The sequence below is a fragment of the Chitinophaga sp. NPDC101104 genome (assembly GCF_050277495.1).
Lineage (GTDB): Bacteria > Bacteroidota > Bacteroidia > Chitinophagales > Chitinophagaceae > Chitinophaga.
The window spans coordinates 105,788-125,356 of record NZ_JBNNSF010000004.1 but is presented as its reverse complement, the minus strand read 5'-3'; the positions used below and the strand labels follow the sequence as shown (position 1 = coordinate 125,356).

General features: G+C 51.8%; 17 protein-coding genes. 11 read left to right on the top strand and 6 right to left on the bottom strand.

The features are described from left to right. The first annotated feature begins 23 nt into the window (after positions 1-23). Positions 24-953, top strand: coding sequence for a helix-turn-helix domain-containing protein (locus ACQKLP_RS24290; RefSeq protein WP_427325664.1), 930 nt, complete (start codon positions 24-26; stop codon positions 951-953). Between the two features lie 354 nt (positions 954-1,307). Here ACQKLP_RS24290 and ACQKLP_RS24285 read toward each other — a convergent pair whose 3' ends face one another. Together ACQKLP_RS24285 and ACQKLP_RS24280 are read right to left on the bottom strand one after the other, a co-directional pair. Then, the gene (locus tag ACQKLP_RS24285; RefSeq protein WP_427325663.1) at positions 1,308-1,868 is read right to left on the bottom strand and encodes an ester cyclase; all 561 of its coding nucleotides are present in this window, start codon (positions 1,866-1,868) and stop codon (positions 1,308-1,310) included. 600 nt (positions 1,869-2,468) lie between these two features. Further along, on the bottom strand, positions 2,469-2,936 hold the full coding sequence (locus tag ACQKLP_RS24280) for a hypothetical protein (protein ID WP_427325661.1): 468 nt from the start codon (positions 2,934-2,936) through the stop codon (positions 2,469-2,471). A 228-nt stretch (positions 2,937-3,164) separates the two neighbouring features. On the opposite strand from ACQKLP_RS24280, the gene ileS reads away from it, so the two are divergent. Together ileS and ACQKLP_RS24270 are read left to right on the top strand one after the other, a co-directional pair. Then, positions 3,165-6,494: an isoleucine--tRNA ligase gene (gene ileS / locus ACQKLP_RS24275; RefSeq protein WP_427325659.1), complete on the top strand. Its 3,330-nt coding sequence runs from the start codon at positions 3,165-3,167 to the stop codon at positions 6,492-6,494. Positions 6,495-6,498: 4 nt separating this feature from the next. After that, positions 6,499-7,593, top strand: a complete 1,095-nt coding sequence (locus ACQKLP_RS24270; protein WP_427325657.1) for a TraR/DksA C4-type zinc finger protein — start codon at positions 6,499-6,501, stop codon at positions 7,591-7,593. Between the two features lie 159 nt (positions 7,594-7,752). On the opposite strand, the gene rhuM is transcribed toward ACQKLP_RS24270, so the two are convergent. Next, entirely contained in the window at positions 7,753-8,748 is a 996-nt protein-coding gene (gene rhuM / locus ACQKLP_RS24265; protein WP_427325655.1) for a RhuM family protein, read from the bottom strand. A 470-nt stretch (positions 8,749-9,218) separates the two neighbouring features. Further along, positions 9,219-10,760, bottom strand: a complete 1,542-nt coding sequence (locus tag ACQKLP_RS24260; RefSeq protein WP_427325653.1) for a glycosyltransferase — start codon at positions 10,758-10,760, stop codon at positions 9,219-9,221. A 170-nt stretch (positions 10,761-10,930) separates the two neighbouring features. Here ACQKLP_RS24260 and rbfA point away from each other — a divergent pair, with 170 nt between their 5' ends. Together rbfA and ACQKLP_RS24250 are read left to right on the top strand one after the other, a co-directional pair. Then, on the top strand, positions 10,931-11,302 hold the full coding sequence (gene rbfA, locus ACQKLP_RS24255) for a 30S ribosome-binding factor RbfA (RefSeq protein ID WP_341841821.1): 372 nt from the start codon (positions 10,931-10,933) through the stop codon (positions 11,300-11,302). Between the two features lie 18 nt (positions 11,303-11,320). Beyond that, positions 11,321-12,550 (top strand): FtsX-like permease family protein, encoded by a 1,230-nt coding sequence (locus ACQKLP_RS24250; RefSeq protein WP_341841820.1) that lies wholly within the window; start codon positions 11,321-11,323, stop codon positions 12,548-12,550. A 105-nt stretch (positions 12,551-12,655) separates the two neighbouring features. Here the strand turns inward: ACQKLP_RS24250 and ACQKLP_RS24245 are convergent, their stop codons facing one another. Beyond that, complete coding sequence (locus ACQKLP_RS24245) at positions 12,656-13,492, bottom strand: transketolase (protein ID WP_341841819.1); 837 nt, start codon at positions 13,490-13,492, stop codon at positions 12,656-12,658. Between the two features lie 153 nt (positions 13,493-13,645). Between ACQKLP_RS24245 and ACQKLP_RS24240 the strand changes: the two genes are divergently transcribed. Both ACQKLP_RS24240 and frr read left to right on the top strand, forming a co-directional pair. Next, on the top strand, positions 13,646-14,815 hold the full coding sequence (locus ACQKLP_RS24240; RefSeq protein WP_427325650.1) for a glycosyltransferase family 4 protein: 1,170 nt from the start codon (positions 13,646-13,648) through the stop codon (positions 14,813-14,815). Between the two features lie 98 nt (positions 14,816-14,913). After that, positions 14,914-15,477: a ribosome recycling factor gene (gene frr / locus ACQKLP_RS24235; RefSeq protein WP_427325649.1), complete on the top strand. Its 564-nt coding sequence runs from the start codon at positions 14,914-14,916 to the stop codon at positions 15,475-15,477. A 72-nt stretch (positions 15,478-15,549) separates the two neighbouring features. On the opposite strand, the gene ACQKLP_RS24230 is transcribed toward frr, so the two are convergent. Next, positions 15,550-16,416, bottom strand: coding sequence for a DMT family transporter (locus ACQKLP_RS24230; RefSeq protein ID WP_427325647.1), 867 nt, complete (start codon positions 16,414-16,416; stop codon positions 15,550-15,552). A gap of 65 nt (positions 16,417-16,481) precedes the next feature. Between ACQKLP_RS24230 and ACQKLP_RS24225 the strand changes: the two genes are divergently transcribed. The 4 genes from ACQKLP_RS24225 (at position 16,482) to ACQKLP_RS24210 (ending at position 19,564) form a co-directional block, all read left to right on the top strand. Further along, positions 16,482-17,255: a PPK2 family polyphosphate kinase gene (locus ACQKLP_RS24225; protein ID WP_427325645.1), complete on the top strand. Its 774-nt coding sequence runs from the start codon at positions 16,482-16,484 to the stop codon at positions 17,253-17,255. 55 nt (positions 17,256-17,310) lie between these two features. Further along, positions 17,311-17,685 carry a large-conductance mechanosensitive channel protein MscL gene (gene mscL, locus ACQKLP_RS24220; protein ID WP_427325644.1) on the top strand — a complete coding sequence of 125 codons (375 nt, stop codon included), beginning with the start codon at positions 17,311-17,313 and terminating at the stop codon, positions 17,683-17,685. 79 nt (positions 17,686-17,764) lie between these two features. Further along, positions 17,765-18,709, top strand: coding sequence for a DUF3078 domain-containing protein (locus ACQKLP_RS24215; protein ID WP_427325642.1), 945 nt, complete (start codon positions 17,765-17,767; stop codon positions 18,707-18,709). 66 nt (positions 18,710-18,775) lie between these two features. Beyond that, the gene (locus ACQKLP_RS24210; RefSeq protein ID WP_427325640.1) at positions 18,776-19,564 is read left to right on the top strand and encodes a segregation and condensation protein A; all 789 of its coding nucleotides are present in this window, start codon (positions 18,776-18,778) and stop codon (positions 19,562-19,564) included. Positions 19,565-19,569 lie beyond the last annotated feature (5 nt).

Genomic DNA, 19,569 nt, shown 5'->3' with positions numbered 1-19,569 from the left:
TCGTTACTTTTGTCCGGCTTAACATGAAAGAAATACAGGAAATATTACAATTGGCGATGGCGCAGCCTGCCATGAGTGACCAGCTGGAGCTGGCGGTGTCCGAATCGGTCGCCGTTCCTGATTGTCTTGATTACACCTTGCAACGGTATGTATACGATCGTCCGCTTCCTGTGGAAGATGTGGCGATGGTGGTGTACCAGCCCGCCAAGCGCGGGAAGAGCGCGGCGATCGAACTGCGGTACTGTGTGGCAGGGAATAAGTATTGCCAGCGGCCGAACTGTAACGACCGGGTTTGTGCCGAAGGGCATAAAGCGGCGGATTGCGCGAGCGATAAACTGCCTTCGATCGATCTGATCACGGTGCGTTTCCATCCCGGGTTCATCCAGTCTTTACAGAAGAGCAATACGAGCAGTACGCTGTTCGAACTGCAATCGCGCAAGCCTTTCATGAAAACCATCCAGCCCTGCACGAAGTCGAAAAACGTGCTGGAGCAGATGGTGCACCATAATTATGAAGGGGTGTTGAAGAACATCTTCCTTCAAAGCAAATCCCTGGAGCTGTTGCTTTTCAGTTCCGACCAGTTCATCCAGAACGATACGGAAGAGCGTTACGGCTGCCGTTTCCTGACGCAGATGGAAGACCGCTCCAAGATCGAAAAGGCGCGCACCATCCTCCTCGAGCAACTGGATGCCCCCATTACCATCCGCGAACTGGCGCGCAAGGTGGCGATGAACGAATGTTACCTCAAAAAAGGCTTCAAAGCCATGTACGGCACCACCATCTACGATTATTTCCAGAAGGAAAGAATGGAAAAGGCCCGCGGTCTCCTGTACGAAAAAGGGATGTCCGTTTCGGAAGTGGCCATGATGATGGGATATTCCTGCATTTCACATTTCTCTACCGCTTTCAAGAAGCATACAGGCCTGAAACCCTGTGAGTTATTGCTTCGTTAACCCGTTTTTCCCGGTACGATCATTTCTTTTCCCGATCCGATAATTCGTTTGACGAAGTTCGATGCATCTTTGTATCACGTTACTGGATATCGATCCGGTTACCTCATAAGCTTCCTTATCAGATTTGACCTAAATCGGGAAGGCTTGCGGTTAGTAAAGCCATTTATGCGGCTCCTTATCAAACACCACTCACGACAAAGAGCGGGGGCCGCCTTCCGTAAGTTTTTCCAACTTAATTTGCATAAAGCCGTTACTTTTCTGTAGCGGCTTTTTTCTTTTTTAGCGCCCACTGTAGAACGGCTGTAGCATTTTGCCTACTACCGTGAAATTTGTCTACAGTTGTTTGCTTCCATGTCATTTTTGCCCGAGGCCGATTTGCTGCATGAAGGCCTGGTTGTCCCAGAAAAGATATTCTTCGGTCATTTTCCCGTCTTTCCATTTGCCGATCGTGGCCATGGACAATTTGAATTTTTTGCCGGTGGGCGGGATGGATTTTCCATTGCCGATGGGCATGGGCGCGGAAAAAGTGCCTTCCATTTCACCGATGACGGCGGTCCATTCGCCGCTGCCGAAGCGGACGGGATGTTGTTTGATTTTGGTGTCGGGCGCGAACACGAACATGGGTTTCAGCATGTCGATATGTTGGGGCGCGAGGCCGGTGGTTTTACTGCCGTCGGGGTAATGCGCCACGATGTCGTGTGCATGGCTGATGGCGAAACCGGGCCATTGCTGGTTGCTGTAGAAGACGAAGTCGAGCGAGTCGAACCGGGTGAGGTGTTGATCGACCAGGGCTTTTTCTGCGCGGTAGGATTGAAGTTCATTCTCGAGGGAGTCGATTTTGGCCTGGAGGTTTGAGGGGGCGTTGCAGGCGGCTGCCAGGATAACCAGGACGCAGGCTGGGAGGAGGTTACGCATATGTTTCGTTTTGGAGGAATAACAGTTGGGGGATGGGAAGGTTGTAGGTTTGGAGGAAAGGAGGGTGGTTGATTTGCTTACTCCGATTTACATCAGCTTCATTTACTTACGTTGCTGCCATATCAGCGTGAAGAAGGATGATGTCATGACAGGGCCAATTCCTTTGCGGGCTTACTTGTTGGAGGGGAAGCATTGCGTTGAAAAGTTAATCCGATTAACAACTGCGTTATTTACTTGCGCTGCTGTCATATCAGCCTGAAAGATTAACATGACAGCGCCAATTCCTTCGGGCTTACTTGCTGGAAGTTTTTGCAAATCAGCTGGAAATTAAATCCTTGCGCTGCGCATTTTTTCTGTGATCGATTTTGTTGGATGGATTATTAACACCGTTAGGAATCTGTATCCGCTGAACGCGAGCATCTTATTATGAGGGCTGTCAAACGGCCTTTGGAGTGAGAGCCCCAATCCCTGTACAGGCTTGGCTGGGGAAGAAAAACAATGTTTCGTTTGCAGGAAAAGAAAAACCCCGCCCAAAAGAGCAGGGTCTGTCCTATTTATCCCTATACCTATGAAATACTTAATTATGTGTTGTAAGTAGTACTAATCAACAATAGTGCCAGCATCGTTCATCAGTACCGTTTTGGCAGCACCATTTTCTTCGATGCTCACTTTGTAATAAGATGCAACATCCGCTCTTTCGATTTTCCACCCTTCTTTAACAACGGCGGACGGATATTTGTTCTTCAAAGTTCCCAAAACTGTTTCGGGCACAGCTCCGTTCAGGTATTCGCTGCGGGTAGCCACCCAGGCTCCTTCTGCGTTATACTCAACTGCGGTTTTAACGCTGTCCCTGCTAAAGGATGCGATCCAGTTGCCGCCCGATGTTTTCACCCAGGCCGCGTCTGTAGTGCCTGCATACTGAGCATTTTGCTCAAATGCCGATTTTACGGCCGCAGGTGCCTCTACTTTCTTAGCTGTGGTCTTGGATTTTTTGGTGGATTTCTGTTGCGAAAACGCTATGCTGGAAGTGAAGATAGCAGCGCAAAGAAGTAACGTTACTCTTTTCATAAAAGATATGGTTTTTCTCTGTTATACGGTCTTCTCTTTCAGTACCAAAACCTTGCCAAAAACGCAAAGTAAGTACAGTTTATTGTAAATTACCCAATTTTGCCGTCATTTTTTTCAAAATTCCATTATTTTTTATGAGCGGCAGGCCCACAGGGAATCCTCCGCCTATTTTCGTAACTTCGCAGAATTTTAAAATCCATTCATTAACAACCAGGTGGGGTATTGAATATGGCCAGCAAATATCAGGAATATAACCAGCTGAATTTACCGCAAATAGAACAGGAAATCCGGAAGGAATGGGAACAGCACCAGATCTTCGAAAAAAGCGTGTCCAACCGCGACGGCGCCATCCCTTTCGTTTTTTATGAAGGCCCCCCGAGCGCCAACGGCCTCCCTGGTATCCATCACGTGATTTCCCGCTCCCTTAAAGACCTCGTTTGCCGCTACAAAACCATGAAGGGCTACCAGGTAAAACGCAAAAGCGGCTGGGACACCCACGGCCTCCCCGTAGAGCTCGGCGTCGAAAAAATGCTGGGCATCACGAAAGTCGACATCGGGAAAAAAATCTCCATCGAAGAATATAACGAAACCTGCCGCAAGGAAGTACTTAAATATAAAGACGTCTGGGAAGAGCTCACCCGCAAAATGGGATATTGGGTTGATCTTCAGCACCCTTACATCACTTTCGAGAACGATTATATCGAAACCCTCTGGTGGTGCCTCCAGCAGCTCTATAAAAAAGGACTGCTCTATAAAAGCGTCTCCATCCAGCCGTATTCCCCCGCCGCCGGCACGGGCCTTAGCTCCGCGGAGCTGAACATGCCCGGCACTTATAAAGACGTAAAAGACACTACGGTAGTGGCCATGTTCAAAGCCCTGCCCTCCGATAAGTCGCAATTCCTCTTCGACGCCGCCGGCGCCGGGGAAGAAGTGTTTTTCCTCGCCTGGACCACCACGCCCTGGACCCTCCCGTCCAACCTCGGGCTCACGGTCGGCGAAAGCATTGACTATCAACTCATCAAATCCTTCAACCCCTACACCCACCTTCCCATCAACGTTGTGGTGGCCAAAGACCTCGCCGGCAAATATTTCAAAGCCGAAGGACTGAACGGCGACTTCAACGCCTGGAAACCGGAAGATAAAATCATCCCCTGGCAGGTAATCGCCGAATTCAAAGGCCGCCAGCTCGAAAACATCCGTTACGAGCAACTGCTGCCGTTCGCTCAGCCCGAAGAAGGCGACCCCTTCCGCGTGCTGCTGGGCGATTTCGTGACCACCGAAGACGGTACCGGCATCGTGCATACCGCGCCCGCGTTCGGTGCAGACGATAATCGCGTCGGTAAAAAATACGGCATCGGCATCCTCACGCTGGTAGACCGCCAGGGCAAATTCACCGATAATGTCGGCGAATTCTCCGGCCGTTACGTGAAAAACTACATCAACGAAGCCGATTATAAGGACGTAGACGTAGATATCGCCGTAAAACTGAAGAAAGAAAACCGCGCTTTCCGCGTAGAAAAATACGAACACACCTATCCCCACTGCTGGAGAACGGACAAACCTGTCCTCTATTACCCCCTGGACGCGTGGTTCATCCGCACCACGGCCATGAAAGACCGGATGGTGGAGCTGAACAAAACCATCAAGTGGAAACCGGCGGCCACCGGCACCGGCCGTTTCGGCCAATGGCTGGAAAATATGGTGGACTGGAACCTCAGCCGTAGCCGCTACTGGGGCACACCATTGCCGATCTGGCGTTCGGAAGACGGTACCGAGGAAATCTGCATCGGATCGATCGCCGAACTGAACGAAGGGATCCGGAAAGCCAATGAAGTGCTAGGCGGAGATGTGAACAAAAAATACCTGCACGACGGTATCCTCGATCTGCATAAGCCTTATGTGGACGACATCGTGCTGGTGAGCCCCACGGGCAAGCCCATGTACCGGGAACCGGACCTGGTAGACGTGTGGTTCGATTCGGGCGCCATGCCGTATGCGCAATGGCATTACCCGTTCGAGAACAAGGATAATATAGATAAAGGGCTCGCCTTCCCGGCGGATTTCATCGCCGAAGGCGTGGACCAGACGCGGGGATGGTTCTATACCCTGCATACGCTGGGTGTGATGCTGTTTGATAGCGTGGCTTATAAGACCGTGGTTTCCAATGGTTTGGTGCTGGATAAAGACGGCAATAAGATGAGCAAGCGCCTCGGCAACGTGGTGGACCCGTTCCAGACGATCGACCAATATGGCGCAGATGCCACCCGTTGGTACATGATTACCAATGCGTCGCCCTGGGATAACATGAAATTCAATGTAGAGGGTATCAAGGAAGTACAGCGCAAACTGTATGGTACCCTGTACAACACCTATAACTTCTTTGCGATGTACGCGAACCTGGACGGTTTCCGTTTCCAGGAGCAGTACATTCCGCTGGCAGACCGCCCCGAGATCGACCGCTGGATCATTTCCGTGCTGAATTCGCTCGTGAATCGGGTGACGGAGAGCCTCGACGATTTCGAGCCCACGCAGGCGGGCCGCGCAGTGCAGGAATTCGTGGACGAGCACCTCAGCAACTGGTACGTAAGGCTTTGCCGCCGCCGGTTCTGGAAAGGGGAATATGAACATGATAAGATCTGTGCGTTCCAGACGCTGTACGAATGCCTGGAGAAGGTGTCGCAGCTGATGGCGCCGGTTTCACCGTTCTTCTCCGACTGGATGTATCGTAACCTGAACAGTGTCAGTGGTTTACGTCCGGAGGCATCGGTGCATCTGTCCAATTTCCCTTCGGTAGACGAATCTGCGGTGGATGCGGAACTGGAGGAAAGGATGCAGTTGGCGCAGGATATTTCTTCGCTGGCGCTCAGCCTTCGGAAGAAGACCAATATTAAGGTAAGGCAGCCTTTGCAGAAGATCCTGATCCCGGTTACGGATGCCCATATGAAAGACCAGATCGCGCTGGTGGAGCACTTGATAAAAAGTGAAGTGAATGTAAAAACTATTGAGTATCTTACAGAAACGGAAGGGTTTATCAAGAAAAAGATTAAGCCGAACTTCAAATCCCTCGGTACCCGGATGGGGGCCAGGATGAAGGCGGTGGCAAATGCGATCGGTGAAATGACGCAGCACGACATTGCCTCGCTGGAGAAGTCCGGTGAATTTGGCTTGAGTATTGATAATGAGCACATTCCGATCGGTTTGACGGATGTTGACATCATTTCCGAAGATATTCCAGGCTGGACAGTAGCGAACAAGGGTATGTTAACCGTGGCCCTGGATATCACCATTTCACCTGAATTAATGGACGAGGGCAATGCGCGAGAGCTGGTGAACCGCATTCAGAAGATACGGAAGGATAGTGGTTTTGAATTAACCGACCGTATCAGTGTCAAAGTACCAGACGTTCCGTCCTTGAAATCGGCGTTAATGAACTTTAATGACTATATTTGCACGGAAATTTTGGCAGATAGCTTGGAAATAGTGCCGCAATTACAGGAAGGTACGGAGGTAGAAGTTAACGAATTTAAATTCAACGTATTAGTTAACAAAAAAAGCTAATCCCATGGCAACAAAGAAGAAGGTTGCTGGTAAGACTATCAAGAAGGCGGCTCCTGCGAAGAAAGCGGTAGCGAAGAAAGCGGCGGCACCTAAGAAGGCTGCAGCCAAAGCGGCGCCTGCCAAAAAGAAGCCGGCTGCTGCGCCGAAGAAGGCGGCAGCGAAGAAACCCGCGGCGAAAGTTGTGAAGCCCGCTCCGAAGAAAGCTGCTGCCAAGAAACCGGCTGTGAAGGTAACTACTTCAAAAGCAACCTCTTCCAAGAAAGCAGTGCCGGCTAAAAAGCCTGCTGCTGTTGCCAAGAAAGCTGCGGCCCCGGTGAAGAAGACGGCAGTTAAGCCTGCTCCTGTTGCCAAAAAGCCCGCTGTTGTGGCGAAAGCTCCCGTTAAAAAATCAGTGAAGGCCGTAACCGTGAAAGCGGTGCCGGTACCTGCACCCAAAACCAAGAAAGCACCGGCGGCCAAGACCCCGGTTGCGCAGACTGGGCCGATTATTGCTAAACCCGTAGAAAAAGTAGATATAATGGCAAAGAGCAAACAGGAAAAATCAGAAAAAGAGCCGGTTAAAAAGGCCAAAGCAGAAGAACCTGCGAAACGGGTTGCTGAGAAACCTGCTGGAAAAACGACTTCCCGCTCCGCCGGAAGCACCCGTTCTTCCTCCGCCAAAGCGGTGACATACGTGCCGGAGTTCACTAAATCCGTGCTCGATCAACCCGAAGCGCCCACAGGTCCGATATATCGTTATAGCGATCCCGAGTTGCAGGAGTTCAAAGAAATCATCCTCAAAAAACTGGAAGCCGCCAAGAAAGAACTGGTGTTCCTCCAGGGCCTGATCACCCGCAAAGACGAAGCAGGCACCGATGATACCGAAAACAAATACATGAGCATGGAAGACGGCTCCGGTTCCCAGGAACGCGAGCAGCTCAACCAGATGGCAAGCCGCCAGATCCAGTTCATCGACCACCTCGAGAAAGCCCTCGTGCGTATCGAAAACAAAACCTACGGCATCTGCCGCGAAACCGGCAAGCTTATCGAAAAAGCACGCCTGAAAGCAGTTCCGCACGCAACGCTCAGCATCGAAGCGAAACTCGCCAAAAGCAAATAACCGTCAAGCAAAAAATAATGGAAGGCCGTCCGTTCAGGACGGCCTTTTTGTTTGCCCCTGCTGAATAGTGACAGTAACTTCTGCAATTTTGAACTATTAAGGAATCTTTAATCGTTCGGATTTCACAAAGAAGTACAACATTGGCCGAACGTAACTTATTTAGTTACAACCATTGATCAGACTAACTACCACCTGGATAAACAAATCCTTATCCTGCGGATCGCTTTCTGCGATCATCAATGTCAGCGCAACCAAAGCATTTTCAGCGATCCGTTTGCTACCATCCGATTTGTACAGGCAGTTGTTTTTATCCATGTACCAGGCAAACATAAACGCAGCAATTCGCTTGTTGCCATCTGTGAATGAGTGGTTTTTGATGATAAAATATAACAGGTGCGCAGCTTTCTCCTCAATACTGGGATATAAATGAATACCATCAAAAGTCGCGTTGATAGCAGCAATCGAGCTTCGGAACGACTCGTCTTTTTCATTGCCGAACATGACGTTCGACTTGTACCTCGTTTTCAAGGTATCGATTACTTTCTTCGCTTCTTCGTAGCTCGGGTGGAATGTCAGGGAAGCAGTCGTATGCTCAGCAGGCATTGCCCTGTGATCATATTTATCCAGGACATCCAGCGCATACGAGTAATCTTTCAGCAGCGCTAAAAGAGAAGTTGCATCTTCCGAAGTCAGCCGATGGGTTTCCATCAGCTTTCCCATCATTTGAATCGTACTTTTTAAAGTGATGAAATCCTGTGTTCGCCGGTTGAGCCGCTGTTCGTTCAGCGCATATCCCTGCAACAAATATTCCTTCAGGATTTTGTTGGCCCAAATGCGGAAATCCGTGCCACGTTTGGATTTTACCCGGTAACCGACCGATATGATCATGTCGAGTGAGTATAAGTCTGTGGCCCTCTGAATCGTCCGTTTGCCTTCATTTTGAACTAACAAGGATTTCTTGTGAGTTGATTTCTTTTCGAGCTCCCTGGTTTTGTAGATGTTGTTAATGTGTTGACTGATGTTTTGCTGTGTACTGTCAAATAATGTTGTCATTTGAAGTTGCGTCAGCCATACGGTATCCTCTTCAACAGTAACGTCGATAGTGAGTTTCCCATCCTCTGTCTGATATAAAATAACTTGATCTTTTTGTTCCACACTGAATAGTTTTAAGTTTATGAAATAGGTTGCCTTACCGACGAATACATCGGTTCAGTTGCTGTACTTCGATTCATTTTGTGTTGGATGGGAATGTCTGCTACATATTGCCCGAAATCACGACGATCGTTGCTGTCAATTCAAAAATCAGAAAGACCTCTGAAAGAATGGCCCCACTTCATGCTGCTGTAACCCCGACTCATTCTATGTCCTGGCCCGGACAGGCAGTTGAATGGAAAAGGATCCGGGGCCGCGAGATCACGGCCCCCACTGATAAAATAATCCCATGTTATGATGATAAGCGTCATCAAAATCAACAACACGAAACTAATGATCAACAAAACCATAACCTGAGAAAAAGGGCGAGGAAATCTCAGTGTGGGAAGAGAATATCTCCGAAAATCGGAGGATAAAAAAAGCTCCTCCGAATGAACGGAGGAGCTCGTGGTTTATATACCTTTTGCTTTTTACTATGCAGGCTTCAACACCTTCTCATCACAATCGTCCGTCCGCCGAAACGCTTTCCCCACCTGCTTTGCAGCCAGGTACACCAATCCCGCCGTAGCCAGCGCCGCCAAACCTCCCAATCCAATGTTCAACGCCTGGCTCTTCGTCGGCCAACGCTTATTCACCTTGTCCGGGCTCGCCTGCGCAATGTCCAGCAACGGCGCCATACAATTGTCTTCGATCACCTTATCGGCCATCGTCGCGGTTTCTACATATTGTGGATGGTACGCCACACCAATACCCGCATCCTGCAACAGATCGCCATCGGTCTCGCCGTTGCCGACGTAAATAATGTTCTGCGACTGGATGTGGTATTTGTCGGAAATGTACCGCAGGATATTGCTCTTGCAATACTGCGCACTGCCGTTCTTCCCGGAGATGAAATAATCCGGCACCGTGATCTCGCCGGTGGCCACGCTATGCACCAGGTGCAGCCTGTTGGCAAATGCGAAATCAGCGCCCAGCTTGTTTTTCATGTGGTTGGCCACACATTCGAACCCGTCCGTGATCAAGCCACAGATATACCCGCGGCGCTTCAGTTCGCGGATGACATGGCGGATGTCCGGCGTTACCGGAATACTGTCCGCCACCTCCAGCAGTTCCGCCAGGTTCCTGCCCTGGAAGAGCGCCGCGCTGCGCGTGAGCACCGATAACGGATCGGTATAATGTTGCAGCACCTGCACGAGCGACTCCTCCTGCTCAAAGGCCACTGCGGCGGAATACAGGTAGTTTTCGCGGAAGATCGTTTCGTCGAGATTGAAGATCACCATCTTCTGCAGCTTGTCGATGGACTCGAGGATCGAATATTCCATCTGCTCGCGGATAATGTTGATGTTGCCCAGCGTTTCGAGGTTCTGCTGGGGAATGCTTTCCGCTTTCTTCAGAATGGTACGGCTCACTTCACGGCTCATTTTACTCAGCTGTTCCCAGGTCTGCATCGCATTCTCGAGCCTGCCGATGTTCACTTCGCGGATGCGCGCGCCCATCAGGTGCATGTCTATCAGCAACCCGATGTCCACGCCATAGTCGTTCTCGAAATGGACCTGCTGCAGCATCTCTTTCCGCGCGGCGATCATCCCGCTCAGCGGCTGGTTGAAATGCGCGAGCTCGGGGAAGAGGATGCTCAACAGTGGCTTGGCCACCAGCTGCGTTACGCGGCCTGCCTGCCGTTCGAAATACGATTTGGTGAAATCTGCTTCGTCGTTCACGATTGCGTCGGTCAACATCTCCACCAGGCCGTCCGGATAGGTGAGAATGTCGCCGTCCACATACATGATGATATCATGTTTCGCGGCCATCATGCCTTCGCGCATGGAAATCCCTTTCCCGCGCTGGCTGCTGGTAATGACGCGCACCCGTTCCTTCAGGGCTTCGTCTACGGTATTATCGGTGGAGTTGTCGTCAACTACGATAATGTCGATAGGTCGGGATGTTTTTTTGATGGTCTTGATGACCTGTCTGATCGTTGCGCCCTCGTTGAGCACAGGAATGACTACGGAGATCATAGGCGTCAATAATGGTTTTTGTGAACAATTACAGTGCCTTTTGGCAGCCTCTTGCCCCAAAAATGATACCACAATGGCGCTACGTATGGCGCGGGAACCGCCAAAAAAGGCTAATTTTACGTTACTTCACGCTTTAGGAGCCTGGATGGTTCAGCTTAAACGGTGTATATATGCAAGAAACTAAAAGACAAAAGCAGGTAGGACAGCTGGTGCAGGAAGAGCTCAGCGATATTTTCAATCGCATGGGCTTCAACGTGACGGAAGGCGGCATGATCTCCATTTCTTCTGTTAAGATGACGCCGGATTTGCTGGAAGCGCGCGTCTACCTGAGCATGTTCCAGATCAAAGCACCGGTTGAAATGCTGGCGCGGATGAACGAGCGCATGGGCGAGATCCGCCGCGACCTTGGCAACCGCGTCGCGAAGCAATTGCGCCGCGTGCCGGAACTGACTTTCTTCCTGGACGATACGCTCGATCATGTTTTCAAAATGGAAGAACTGTTCAAAAAGATCAACGAAGACGATAAAAAGCAGAAACCCTAATCCCGCCCATCTTTTCGCATGATCTGGCAATTCGCTGCACGATATTTCCGCGCCCGAAAATCCACCACGGCGATCAATATCATCGCATGGGTGAGCGTGGGCGCCATCGCCGTCGGCACCGCCGCGCTCATCACCGTCCTCAGCGTGTTCAACGGCTTTACGGGGCTCGTCAAATCATTGTACTCATCTTTTTATCCCGATTTCCGCATTGTCCCTGACAGCGGCAAAACCTTCGTGCTCACCGCAGACCAGCTGAAACAGATCGCCGCCGTGCCCGGTGTGGCAAGCATTTCGTCTACCGTCGAAGAAAAAGCGGTCGTACGCAACGGCACCAAGCAAACCATTGCGGTGGTGAAAGGTGTGGACGATGATTTTACCAAAGTGGCGCATGTGCAAGACAAACTGGTGAGCGGTGAATACAGCCTCAAAGATGAAACGGGGCCGCAGGCCGTATTGGGCCTTGGCGTGGAAATGTCGCTCGGGCTCGATGTGGAGAAAAGCCGTGTGCCCATCACCGTTTACATGCCGCGGCGCGACGATGCCGCGTTCAACCCGCTGATGCCCGACCAGTCGGTCGTTTCCGGTACCGCGTACCCGGCGGGCTCATTCGCGATACAACAGGAATTCGACAGTAAATACGTGTTGGTGGACATCGGGTTCCTCCGCCGGATGCTCGATATGCAACCGGGCGAGGTCTCGGCCATCGAAGTGGCCATGGCGCCGGGTGCGGGAGAGCGAAAGGTCAAGCGGGCGCTGCAGGCGCTCCTGGGCGAAGGGGTGCAGATCCAGACGCGCATGGAGCAGCACGCTACCATATATAATGTAATGATGGTGGAAAAATGGCTGACGTACGTGTTCCTCAGTTTCATCCTCGTTATCGCCGCGTTCAATATGATCGGTTCGCTGTCGATGCTCGTGATAGAAAAGCAGAAAGACATTACGATCCTCAAAGCCATGGGCGCCAGGACCGCCACCATCCGGAGGATATTTCTGGCCGAGGGGCTGATGATCGCGGGCTCGGGTACGGTAGTCGGGTTCGGGCTGGCCATTATCATTTGCCTGGTGCAGCAATACTTCGGCCTGGTGAAGCTCGGCGGCGGTACTTTCCTCATAGACGCCTATCCGGTTGAAATGCACCTGAACGATTTCCTGCTGGTGGCGGTAACGATCGTGGTGATCGGAACCCTGGCGAGCTGGTACCCGGCCCACCGTGCGGCACGGCAGGTGATTTCATTGAAAGCGACCTGATTTGTCACTTTAACATACTTTCATACGATATTGCGCCAACGCAAGCCCATAAAAAAAGCGTACCCGAAGGGTACGCTTTCCTATTTTTCGGATGGTAAAAAACTATTAGTAGTCGCCGAGGGTCTCGGGCAACTGGGCGAGTGCTTTGGCCAGCTGCTCGTCGTTCGGAGCGATGCCATGCCATTCGTGCGAGCCCATCATAAAGTCGACGCCGGCGCCCATAACGGTGGTCATGAGGATGACGATGGGTTGCGCTTTTCCGGTGAGGCTTTTGGCTTTCTGGAGGGTAGCTACCACGTCGTCCATATCGTTGCCGTTCATGGAGAGGACCCTCCAGCCGAAGGCGTGGAATTTGGCTTCGAGGTCGCCGAGGCTCATTACTTTATCGGTGGGGCCGTCGATCTGCTGGCCGTTATAGTCAACGGTGGCGATGAGGTTATCGATTTTGTGGTGGGCGGCGAACATGATGGCTTCCCAGTTCTGGCCTTCCTGGAGCTCGCCGTCGCCATGGAGTGAATAAACGACTTTATGGTCGTTGTTCAGTTTTTTGGTGAGGGCGGCGCCGCAGGCAACGCTGAGGCCCTGGCCGAGGGAACCGGACGCTACGCGGATACCGGGGAGGTGTTCGTGGGTAGTGGGGTGGCCCTGGAGGCGGCTGTCCAGCTTGCGGAAAGTAGCCAGTTCGGGCACCGGGAAGTACCCGGAGCGGGCGAGGGCGCTGTAGAAGACGGGCGAAATGTGACCGTTGGAAAGGAAAAACAGGTCCTGGTTTTTACCGTCCATCTCGAAGGGCACGGGCTGATGTTCCATGACCTTGAAATACAGGGCCGTGAAAAAGTCGGTGCAACCGAGCGAACCGCCGGGGTGGCCGCTTTGTACGGCGTGCACCATCCTTACGATGTCCCGCCTGATCTGTGTGGCTATATCTTTCAGTTCTGGCATGATAATTGGCGTTTTTAGCTTCGCAAAAGTAATAAGAAATTCCCCGCTTTTTCAGTGATTATCTGAATTTTTAAAAAAGGGGGGAAGTCGGGCCTCAAAATTTCTTGATACACATTTCACTGAATTCAATATCTTTGCACCACAACCCCCCGTATGGAGAATGTAATTATCGCAACTATCCTGAGTTTCGTTATAACCTACTTTGCGATCCCGGTGTTGATCCGGGTAGCAGAACTGAAGCATCTATATGACGAACCGGACGAGCGCAAATCGCATAAAGTACGAATCCCCACATTAGGTGGCCTGGGATTCTTTGCCGGGTTCATACTGGCTTCTGCCGTATGTGTACCGGCCAAGGAGAATTTCCCCTTGCAATACTTGCTGGCCGCTTTCTTCGTAATTTTTTTCGTGGGCATGAAGGACGACCTGGTCGGCCTGTCTCCCGTTAAGAAACTGGTAGGCCAGCTTGTGGCGGCTTTTGCCATCATTTACCTGGGCAACCTGCATATTTCCAATATGTACGGCTTCCTGGGGATCGGCGAGCTTCCTTTCCACTTCAGCCTTCTCCTTACGTATTTCACCTTTATAGTAGTCATCAACGCCTTTAACCTGATCGACGGGATCGACGGGCTGGCGGGCAGCATCGGGCTGGTTGTGTCTGCCGTGCTGGGCGCTTACTTCCTTTTCGCGCACGAAATGCTGTATGCCGTGATGGGCTTCTCCCTGGCTGCAGGCCTCGCCGCGTTCCTCATCTACAATGTATCTCCCGCGCGCATCTTCATGGGCGACACCGGCTCCCTGCTGGTCGGCCTCGTGAACGCGACGCTCATCGTTAAATTCATCGACGTGGCCGGCAACCCCGCCAGTGCAGTTCCCCTGCAGGCAGTTCCGGCTATCGCTTTCGCCGTGCTGATCATTCCCCTGTTCGACACGCTCCGGGTATTCACCATCCGTATGGCCCGCGGCCGTAGCCCCTTCACGGCCGACCGCCACCACATCCACCACTACATGCTGGCCCTGGGGCTGAACCATCGCCAGGCTACCGGTATCGCCGTGGTGTCCAACATCGGTTTCATTCTCCTCGCCTATAACCTGCAAAGCCTCGGCACCACGGTGCTGCTGTTCCTCGTCGGGAGCCTGGCACTGGGGGGCACCTCCGTCCTCTTCTACCTGAAACGCCGCAAAGAGATCGCCGCCTCGGAAGCCGCCGCCGCCATCGCCTTCGCCGCCGCCGCAGAAGCCGCGCCCGCAGAGCCGCAGCCCGCTACCACCAAATCCAAAATTTTGCGGGTGCCTACAGAGTCCGTCATGCAAGACAAATAGCCGGCGCACTCCGCTTGCCAACTGCCAACGCATCGTCTTTCCCTTTGACGATTAAAAGATTTCATGTAGGTTTGCAAGCACTTTAAGTAAATATTCTTATGCAAGACGAACTTAATTTAATCCTGGACGACGCGAAAGATTCCATGGTGAAGGCAATTGCCCACCTGGAAGCAGAGCTCACGAGAATACGTGCCGGTAAAGCCAATCCTGTGATCCTCGAAGGTATCACGGTAGACTATTACGGCGCACCCACCCCCCTCAACCAGGTTGCCAACGTATCCGTTGCGGATGCCCGCACCCTCACCGTTCAACCCTGGGAGAAAAACATGCTGCAAGCCATCGAAAGAGCGATCATCGCTTCCAATATCGGTCTCAACCCGCAGAACGACGGATTGATCATCCGCCTCTTCCTGCCCCCGCTGACCGAAGAACGCCGTAAAGAACTGGTGAAAAAAGTGAACGGGGAGGGCGAACACGCCAAAGTTGCCGTGCGCAACATCCGCCGCGACGCCATCGAAGCCATCAAAAAACTGCAGAAAGACGGTCTCAGCGAAGACACCGCCAAAGATGCGGAAGCCAGCGTTCAGGATTTGACGGACAAGCACATCGTGCTGGTAGACAAGCATTGCGCACAGAAAGACAAAGAAATCATGGCCATCTGACCGCCATGCTTCAGATATTTGAAAAGAGACAGGTTCCGGCCTGTCTCTTTTTTTATGCCTGCCGGGAAGGATTTATTTCCGGTTGACGAGGTACACCCCGCCCATGATCACGCCCAGGCAGAGCACCTGCCATCCGCTGATAGCTTCTCCGGCCACGAACCCCCATCCAATGGCCACTACCGGCAACCCATACGTTACCATACTGGCGAAAATGGCACCCGCGGAACGGATCAGCTGGTAAAACAGGAGAGACGCCACGCCCGTACCGATCAAACCCAGGGTACAGCTGGCCGCAAGGCTCATCCATGGCCGCTCTGCCGCCTGGAAAGTGGCGCTGAAATCGCTCAGGAGCAATACCGGCAACGCGAAAAGCCCCATGAAAAACAGGGAAATCGAAACCAGCTGCAGGCTCTGGAACTCTTTCAGATAGTGATGCACCAGTGCGATGTTGAGCCCGTAACACGCCGTGGCCAGGATCACCAGGAAGCCGTAATACCAGTAAGCATTGGCGTCTACACCCTTCACGAGAAAGAGGAGGATCACGCCCACGAACCCGATCATCAGCCCCAGTATCTGCCGCTTCAAAACCGGCGAATGGAAGAGGACGAGCGAGAAGATGAGGGCGAACACAGGCGTGAAGGAATTCAGCATGCCGGCCAGCGAACTGTCTATCCGCGTTTCCGCGATACAGAACAAATACGCCGGAATTCCGTTACCTAATAAACCGGACATAATGATCACGGGTATTTTGGATGCGGGCGTTTGCCGGATGAACCGGAAGAAAAACGGTAACAGGGCCACCCCGGCCGATATCAGCCGGATGCTGGCCACCTGGTAGGGGGAAAACGAGGCCAGTCCCAGTTTCATGAGGATGAACGAGCTGCCCCAGGTCAGCGATAGCAGGAGGAAGATCCCCCAGTTCAATACGCGTTGGTCCATAGTGCAGCAAAGGTACCGATTCCGAATTGTGCCGATGTTAAAGTATATTAAGAAAAAACAGAGATATGCCATCCATCAAACTAGCCGACATCCCAACTACCGCTCCGAAAAAATTTGTCAAGGAGCAAATCAAGGAGGAAATGCCAACCATCCTCAAAGACCTCGACGAATTGCAAAACCTCCTGTACGCCGAGCACAAGCACAGCCTGCTCGTGGTGCTCCAGGGAATGGACGCCAGCGGGAAAGACGGCGTGGTCCGCGACGTTTTCGGCACCATGAACCCCATGGGCGTGGTAGTTACGCCTTTCAAGGCGCCCACGGCGCAGGAGATGGACCACGACTTCCTCTGGCGCATCCACCAGCACGCGCCGGGAAAGGGAACGATCCAAGTGTTCAACAGGTCGCATTATGAAGATGTGCTCGTGCAGCGCGTACATAAATGGGTGGACGATGACGTGATCGCCAAACGATACACCGCCATCAACGATTTCGAAAAACTCCTCCGCGACCATAACAGCACGCACATCCTCAAATTCTACCTCCACGTTTCATCGGAAGCGCAGATGGCCCGGCTCGAAGAGCGGACGCAGGACCCGCGGAAGATGTGGAAGTACAACGAGAAGGACTTCGCCGAAGCGAAACTGTTCAAAAAGTACCAGAAAGCATATGAAGACGTGTTCAGGTATTGCAATAAAATCCCCTGGCACATCGTGCCCGCCGATCATAACTGGTACAAGGAATACTACATCGCCAAAACGGTGAGGGATACACTGAAGTCCCTCAAAATGAAGTTCCCGAAGTTGCCGAAAGTCAAAAATAATGAGGATGTCAAACCATAATTCTGTAAAATTGCACTGGATTTCAACCCTTTCTTAACCTTCAAAAACCTTGTGTATGTCTTTTTTAGGTGAATTCAAAGCCTTCGCCATGAAGGGGAACGTAATCGATCTGGCTGTCGGTGTTGTTATCGGCGCCGCATTTAACAAGATCGTTGGCGCCATTGTGGATTCGATCATTATGCCCATTGTAGGTGTACTTATCGGTGGTTTCGATTTCAAATCGCTCGCGATAGAAGTTGGATCGGCCAAAATCATGTATGGCTTATGTATCCAGGCTATCGTAGAATTCATTGTGGTGGCGTTCGTTCTCTTCCTCGTCATCAAAGCGATCAACCGCATGAAGAAACCCGAAGAAGCCCCCGCTCCCGCAGGCCCTACGCCTACCGAACAGCTCCTCATGGAAATCCGCGACGAGCTCAAAAAACAATAATCTTATTTCAGTAAAATAGACGGTTGACCGGTACTTTCCGGTCAACCGTTCCTGTAATTGTATTCAACCGACAGTAACCATGAAGCATTTTTCCTGTTTCCTCCTGGCCCTGATCCTCTGTGGCGGCGCCCTCCATGCGCAAGACCAATCATTCAAGAAATTGCGGGAAGAATCCGCCAAAGGCATCAAAACCGCCGAAAAAGACACCACCGGCCGGCTTTGGTTCAAGGGCGGATCTTTCGGGCTCACCTTCAACCAGGGCTCGCTTTCCAACTGGGCAGCGGGCGGCGACAAGCTTTCGCTCTCCCTCCTGGGTACTTTCAATGTTTTCGCGAACTATAAAAAAGGCCGCCACTCCTGGGATAACAACCTCGACCTTGCCTACGGCTATGTAAACACCACCAGCCTCGGCAACCGGAAGAGCGACGACCGGTTCGACCTCACCTCCAAATACGGATACGATATCGGCCGGAACTGGTACCTGAGCGGGCTCTTCAACCTCCGCACCCAGCTGACCGACGGTTACATCTACCCGACGGATTCCACCCGGGAATTCACGTCTACCTTCTTCGCGCCGGCTTACATCGTGCTGTCGCCCGGTATAGACTGGATGCCCAACAAGGATTTTTCGCTGTTCATGTCGCCGTTCACCGGCAGATGGATCGTGGTGAGAGACCAGTTTCTGGCAGATAAAGGGGCTTACGGCGTAGATACCGGCAAACACGTGAAAAGCGAGTTCGGCGCCTATGTTACCGCCAATTATAATAAGGAGTTCGCCAAGAACATGACGTATAAGTCGAAACTGGAGCTGTTTTCCAACTACAAACACAATCCCGGTAACATCGACGTGTTCTGGACGAACGTTATCGCATTGAAAGTCAATAAGTTGATTAGCGCCAATATTTCCTGGGACATGATTTACGACGATGATGTGCGGGTTTTCGAGAACAAGGAAACCGGCGTCATGGGCCCCAGGCTGCAGATAAAGCAGACATTGGGGGTGGGGCTGACGGCCAAGTTCTGATCTCCCGGATTTTTGTTATTTTTGATAAACCTGTCGGTACTTCCCGGCAGGTTTTATTGTTTAATTATGAGTGACCAGAATATTTACAAAATCAGTCTCCCCGAGTTCGAAGGCCCCTTCGACCTGTTGCTGTTTTTCATCGAACGCGACGAGCTGGACATATACAATATTCCGATTACGAAGCTGACGAACGACTTCCTGGACTATATCCACCATATGGAGCAGCTCAACATCGAGCTGGCGAGCGAATTCATCCTGTTCATTTCCACGCTGATGCGGATCAAGGCGAAAATGCTGTTGCCGCGCAAGGAGGTGGATGCGGCAGGTAATGAAATTGACCCGCGGCAGGAGCTGGTAGACAAGATCCTCGAATACAAGCGTTACAAAGCCGCGGCGGTGGAGCTGGCCGAGAAGGAGGCAGACCGTATGCTGGCGATGAAGCGCGGCAACATCCAGAAAGAGCTGGCGGAAATCGGGGAACTGACGAGCGAAGGCTCCGAAGTGCAGACGCTCACGCTTTTCAAGCTGACCAAAACCTTCGAGAAGGTGATGCAACGCGTCAAAGAGCGCAGCAACAAGCCGCAGCACGTGGTATACAAATACGACTATACCATGGAAGGCAGCCGCGAATACATGTTGGACCTGGCGCGCGGGGAAAGGACGATGGCTTTCGAAAAGATGTTCGACCATTGCAAAGACCGCGTCCATGCCATCTTCCTGTTCCTCGGCATGCTGGAACTGGTGCAGGCCAAATACCTTTCCATCATGGTGGGCGAAGGCCGTAATAATTTTATCATCGAATACGTAGACCCGGCCGACCGCCCGGAAGAAGAAACCGTGGTTTTTGAAGATTAGCGAAT